The organism is Aquiflexum sp. (assembly GCF_977115555.1).
In genome coordinates this window covers 1-6,309 of the sequence record NZ_CDSBKL010000241.1, presented here as the reverse complement: position 1 = coordinate 6,309, position 6,309 = coordinate 1, and the positions used below count along the sequence as shown (strand labels likewise).

The 6,309-nt window shown below is 39.3% G+C and carries 5 protein-coding genes; 2 read left to right on the top strand and 3 right to left on the bottom strand.

Features of this window, described 5'->3' with window-relative positions; genetic code table 11:
- The coding region (locus ACZFYI_RS13765) for a heme NO-binding domain-containing protein (protein WP_462524705.1) at positions 1–474 on the bottom strand (474 nt) is incomplete at its 3' end.
- Positions 475–480: 6 nt separating this feature from the next.
- Positions 481–1,839 carry a sigma-54-dependent transcriptional regulator gene (locus ACZFYI_RS13760; protein WP_462524704.1) on the bottom strand — a complete coding sequence of 453 codons (1,359 nt, stop codon included), beginning with the start codon at positions 1,837–1,839 and terminating at the stop codon, positions 481–483.
- A gap of 392 nt (positions 1,840–2,231) precedes the next feature.
- On the opposite strand from ACZFYI_RS13760, the gene ACZFYI_RS13755 reads away from it, so the two are divergent.
- Complete coding sequence (locus ACZFYI_RS13755; protein ID WP_462524703.1) at positions 2,232–3,146, top strand: hypothetical protein; 915 nt, start codon at positions 2,232–2,234, stop codon at positions 3,144–3,146.
- 244 nt (positions 3,147–3,390) lie between these two features.
- Here the strand turns inward: ACZFYI_RS13755 and ACZFYI_RS13750 are convergent, their stop codons facing one another.
- Entirely contained in the window at positions 3,391–4,467 is a 1,077-nt protein-coding gene (locus ACZFYI_RS13750; protein ID WP_462524702.1) for an ATP-grasp domain-containing protein, read from the bottom strand.
- A gap of 489 nt (positions 4,468–4,956) precedes the next feature.
- On the opposite strand from ACZFYI_RS13750, the gene ACZFYI_RS13745 reads away from it, so the two are divergent.
- Positions 4,957–6,309, top strand: a 1,353-nt coding sequence (locus ACZFYI_RS13745; protein WP_462524701.1) for a carboxypeptidase-like regulatory domain-containing protein, incomplete at its 3' end; no start/stop codon positions are given.

The window sequence follows — 6,309 nt, the reverse complement described above, 5'->3', positions numbered from 1 at the left end:
TTCGGTAGAAAAGAATTTTCCCAGACCGGAAATCAACCCATAAACAAAGTCTGTGAGCCCTTTTCTTTTTGAGAAATAATGCAAATGCACTGAATTTCCATCTACATCAGATATTTGGAATTCGGGAGGAGTCAATTTGGGATACATCATCATCACCCTGTTGTGAAAAGCAGGTAGGTTGAGAAGAAAGGATTTAAAATTCTCTCCTCCGCTTTCCAGTAAGTAACCATAGTGGTTTTTACCGGTATGTAAAATCCACCATTCGCCAAATGACTTCAAGACTGCGGATAAAGGTATATCTAAATTTTCTGCTATTGTTTGTGCCAAAACAAAAGTAACATCGTCATCATAGCTCTCATTACTGATAAAATATTCAATATTTATTTTGCTTTGGATTTTGATCTCTTCCCATTTTTCTTGTCCAAAGTTTTGCACCACCAGTTCTTCGATAGATTTATTTACAATTCCGTACATAAATGTTTAATTTGATTTGATTTCACCATTTTTCAACATGTTGTAGATTTTGGATTTGCCAATGTCTAATTTGTCAGCCACAAGGACAACATTGTCTTCATACTTTTTTAGAAAATGGGTTATAATTTCTACCTCAAAAGCTTTTAGGGTCTTTTCTTCAGAGGAATAAGCTTTATTTTCTCCAATTTCATAGAAGGTCAGGTCTTCTGCTTTGATCTCAGAGGAATCTGCCATGACACAGGCGAGGTCTATGACAGCTTTGAGTTCCCTGACATTGCCGGGCCATGCATATTTTCTCAACTTGGCTTTTGCAGCATCACTTAGCTGCAATGCTTTGGTCTTATTGGCTTTTGCAAATTCTTCGATAAAATGCTTTGCCAAGATGATCACATCATTGTCTCTATTCCGAAGCGGAGGAAGTTCTATAGGCAGGCCAACGATCCTGAAAAATAGGTCCTCCCTAAATCTTCCTTGCTTCACTTCTTCAGCCAGATTTTTGTGGGTAGCAGTAATCAGCCTAATATCTACTTTTACAGGTTTGTTTCCTCCTACCCGCACGATTTCCCGCTCTTGTATGACTCTGAGAAGTTTGCTTTGGAGTGAAATGTCGAGTTCTCCGATTTCATCCAAGAAAAGGGTTCCTCCCTGTGCCTCTTCAAACTTTCCGATTTTGATTCCTGAAGCTCCGGTAAATGCCCCTTTTTCATGGCCAAAGAGTTCGCTTTCGGCTAATTCTTTGGGAATTGCTCCCATATTTACTGCTACAAATGGTTTCTTTTTTCTTTCACTGCTGAAATGTATCGCCTTGGCATACACTTCTTTTCCGGTACCTGTCTCCCCCGTAAGGGATACATTGATATTGGTATTTACCGCTTTTTGAAGAAGATTGAAGGTTTTTTTTATTGCATCGCTTTGGCCGATGATGGTATTTTCGAAACTGAATTTCTGTCCGAGCTGTTCTTTGAGTTCTTCCACTTCTTGCCGCAGGTGGATGTTTTCACGGATATGAAGGATTGACTTCCAAAGCTGTTCCTTAGTATGGTCATCTTTGATGATATAATCCCTGGCCCCTGCCTTTAAAAGTTCCACCGCCACGCTGATTTCTTCTTGGGCGCTGATGACTATTACCGGTATCTGTTTGTTTCGGGCTTGAATTTCCTTTAGTAACTTATCGCCTTTCATGTCAGGCAAACCGAAATCCATACAGATCAGGTCAGGTTTATGATACAGACTATTAAGTAAGTCCTTGGCACTGGTAAAAATCTCCAAGAGGTAATCAGGATTCATGCTAAGGTGATGGCGGAGAATCTGCCCATACCAAGGGTCATCTTCAACAATATATATTTTGAATTGGGAATTGTTCATGTTAGGAATCAATCATTTCTTTTACATATAAATACAATATTCCAAATTATAAGTTAAATATCCTTAAATAAGATTCAATGGGTCCATCTTTGTACGGTTTCCATTAAAAATAACAAAAACCCTGTATTTTCTTTTTCATTCAGGTTATCGTTTATCCATATTGATGGCAATAAAATCCTTATTATTTTGGCAATTTCCTCAAATTCCAGATTTATTTTCTATTTTTTTAAATGCAATTTATTACTTTATTTCATTGAATATCAGTATCTTAGTTGGAGATGTTTCAAAGTGATGGTTAAAAAGGATTAATCCTTGGTTTTCCCTTCCAAAATCCATTCTTCTACGATCCATTTACTTTTCAATAAAATTTTTATCCCAAAAATAAACCTGCCATGGACCCATTCCAAAAGAGAATCCAAAATCTTCAAAAATCCATCCGTACTACTGAAACAGGGATTTTTGATGTACCAACAGCCAATGCATTTCTAAAAAACCTAGGCATCCAAGTGCCGGAAACGGCAGATTTTACTGAACGCAAAAAATCCCTGCAAAGGTATTTGGGATTTAAAGGGAATGATGTCGACGGGATTGTCGGCACCAATACCGTTTCAAGATTGGAAATGCTGTACAGCCAAACGCTTCCTCCCATTCCTTTGGGGGCAAGTTTGATTGCTTCCAAAAGGTCATTGGATGTAATCGTGGAGTTTGAGGTTTCTTCCAAAGCCATTTATGAAAGAAAGTACAAAAGCCCGATTTTACCGGGCGAATACAGTGGCATCACCATTGGGATTGGTTATGACCTTGGCTATGCCTCTGCAGCTACTTTTGCCAATGACTGGAAGTCCGTACTCAGTAATGGAGATTTTAACCTCCTATCGGGAGTTGTTGGCAAGACTAATGTAAATGCCCGAAATGCTTTGACTGAGTCGGTGAAAAGGATATCCATTGAATGGGATGCTGCCATTGAAGTATTTTACACCAAGTCCATGCCGATCTGGGCAAAGAAATCACGAAGGATCTATCCGGGTTTGGAAAAACTTCCGCCTGATGTCCAAGGTGCCATCGTTTCCTTGGTGTACAACAGGGGTGACAGTTTGGCTATGGATGACAGGAGGTTGGAGATGCGGAATCTTGTCAGTCATATTGCCTCCGGAAACCTAAAATCCATTGCAGATGAGATCAGAAAAATGAAAAGATTATGGTCGGCACAGCAAAGTCCGGGGCTTCATAGGAGGAGAGATAGGGAGGCAGGCTTGGTTGAAAATGCCACTTTTGTCATCAAGCCGGAGGATTGTGTTTTTATTTAGGATGATAGTCGATAGACCATGGTTAATGAACGATAGTCCACAGACTACATGCGCCTTCATGACATTGATTGATCTTGGGAATAAGGGTTTGTTGTCATTTGTATTGGACTTTAAAAAACTAAATCAAGGAAAAAGCTAGGTTTAAAAACCAATTTTTGTCTTGGTCGCAATCAATTGGGAAAAGTAATAATGTCATCATTTTATATAGTGCTATCCACTGACAGCTACACAAAAGCATATACTATTATGTCTTCCTAAAAATGCTCTTTATTTTTTGAAGAAAATTGTTTTTGCCCTGTTGTAAAAAATGGAAAATAATCGGGATAGGGTCACTTATTCTAAATTTAATGGGGGTGCTTTGCCAGATAAATCTTGTTTTAAATATTAGAGCTTTGTCCTTCTTCCAATATTGTGTCAGTCCTTCTAAATTGACATATGTAATGTCTTTGTAAGGCTGTGGTTCGATACTTTTTTTCAGGGCCATTTGAATCAGCAGGTTGGGAAAATTAACTCCTGCCATCAAGGATGCTGTCAAGGAATTCCAAAACCTAGGGTTGATTTCCAAAACATGAAAAACTTCATTTTTAACATCAAAAAGCAAATCTATATTGGCAACTCCGGTCCAATTGAGGGATTTCATGAGTTTTTTTGCCATTTGAAATAAAGTATCATTGTGAACGAAATCCATTCCCATTTGAGCAGAAAAGGGAGTCGACTCCCAAAGGTTGCCTTTTTGAATGGTGAAAGCCAAAATATCTCCCTCCAGACATAGCACATTGCAGCAAAAATCCTCTCCTATTATAAATTCCTGCAGGATGTAGGATTGATGAAGACCATTTGTCTTAAAATACGATGCAAATGTTTCATGGTCTTCGAATTTGACTATCCCTTTTCCATTTCCAGATTTGAGCGGTTTGGCCAACAAGGGAAAATTTAGATTTAGCTGATCCTTGCCTTGTATCAATTCTAAGGTCAATGGAACTGTGTTTGGCCCAGAAATACCAATAGCATGGAGATGTTCAGCCAACAATGCCTTGTTACTCGCAATTGTAAAATCATGCAATGTGGGTAATGGCGCCAGCTTTTCACTGTTTTGTAAAAGATTTTTATGTTGGATTAGTGTGTGGATGGCTGTTTCCCAAATGGGCATAATCACATCGATCTCATATTTTTCCGTTACCGAATTGATGTTTGCGATCCAGGCTAACTCACTATTTTCTTCAGGAAAATACAAAAACCGGTGTATATGTCTCGAATACCGTAAAGGCATGTCCTTCTTTGTCGACATGACATAGAGCCTGATATTTTTACTCTGGGACATACAATTAAGAATCTTCAACAAAATGGGTTTTTCCCCATCAGGTATCAAAACAGCATGTATGTTACTTGGCTTTTTCAATTTGGTTATTGATTTTGGGTAATTTCTTTAAGCTCCACGAAGTTAAGGCATGATAATTCAGCAATCAAAAAGTATTTATAAAGAGAAATAAAGAACCATTGCTTTTGAACAACCAAAATCAGGCAAGGTCATTTTGTCCATAGTCCACGGTCGACAGTCCATGGCCATTCAATCGGACTTCAAACCTTGATTTATTAGGTTACAGGCAAAGAAGCAGATATCCATAAAAACATCCTATTAAAATTTCGATTGATAATCTAAATAAGGCAGGGGGCAGTTCTTCGAGAAAATAAACCATTCAGCAAATAATACCTTCCTTGGCGAACCACCACCTCTTAAGTTTGTTTACAATTTGAGCGCCAACAAGTTGTTTTTACACCTGAGTTTTAAAGTTATCCTACATACATTTCAATGAAGTACCTATTTTCGTTTTTCATTTTTGGTTTTTTTGCCCTTCAGGGATTTTCTCAGTCATTTAGTATCAAAGGTGCTGTCGTGATCGATGGCAAACAGGAGGCTTTGCCTTTTGTAAATGTGCTTCTTTTGTCCCCCACTGATTCTTCCCAGGTGACAGGAGCGGTTTCTGACATTGATGGTTATTTTGGCTTTGCAGGAATAAGTCAGGGCCAATACATCCTCAAGGTACAGTATCTTGGGTATATGGATTATTTCAAATCGTTTGACTTGACTTCCGACCTCAATTTGGGAAATATATCTATACGCGAAGTGGCGACTGACCTCAATGAAGTCGTCATCGAAGCTAGAAGATCTACAGGTACCCAAAAAGGTGATACGACGCTGTTCAATGCAGATGCATTTAAGACCATGAAGGATGCCAGCGCGCAGACCTTGTTGGAAAAACTTCCCGGTGTCAGTTCAGAGGATGGCATATTGCAGGCCCAAGGGGAAGCGATTGCACAGATTCTTGTGGACGGCAAACCGTTTTTTGGGACGGATGTAAAAACTGCCCTTCAAAATATTCCAGCTGAGATGATCCAAAGCATTGAGGTTTTTGATCAAAAAAGTGAAAAATCACAATTGAGTGGATTTGATGATGGAGAAAGGCTCAAAACCATCAACATCATCACCAAAGCCAACCGAAGGAAGGGACAATTTGGAAAAACAACGGCAGGGTATGGGACTGACGAAAGGTATTTGGTCGGAGCGAGTATCAATGCCTTTGATGAAGAAAGAAGGTTAACCTTCACAGGATTGTCCAACAATGTCAATATCCTGGATTACTCCAGCGATCCCAATGCACAGGACAATGCCAACCCACAGCAAGGGGTAATCACTACCAATATTTTGGGATTGAACTACACCGATCTGTGGATGGATAAAATCAAAGTCACCGGTAGCTATGTGTTTACCAAGAGAAAAAATGTAGGTGTGGTGGACAGGTTCAGGGATTTTGTCACGACAGATGAAACCGATAAATTCTACCATGAAAGGAGTACCGATGTCAGGGTAAACAGCCGGCATCAGGCAAATCTACGGTTGGAATATAACATTGACGAGAAAAACAGGATATTGTATATCCCCAGATTTTCGGCCAGGTATGAAACTGAGAATTCGGGTTTTACAGGGGAAACTGACGATGGTGTTGACCTGATCAATTCGATCAAGAACTTAAAAACAGGTTTCTACCAGGATTTTGACCTTTTCAACCGCCTGCTCTATTCCCACAAATTTGACAAACCCGGGAGGACGATTACTTTCAGGACCAATTTTCAAAAAGGATGGAATGAAGATGAATCTGACCGT

Bases quoted from the DNA above. Each gene is read 5' to 3' on its own strand.
- ACZFYI_RS13755 (WP_462524703.1), top strand. From the start codon at position 2,232: ATGGACCCATTCCAAAAGAGAATCCAAAATCTTCAAAAATCCATCCGT.
- ACZFYI_RS13760 (WP_462524704.1), bottom strand. From the start codon at position 1,839: ATGAACAATTCCCAATTCAAAATATATATTGTTGAAGATGACCCTTGG.
- ACZFYI_RS13750 (WP_462524702.1), bottom strand. From the start codon at position 4,467: ATGTCCCAGAGTAAAAATATCAGGCTCTATGTCATGTCGACAAAGAAG.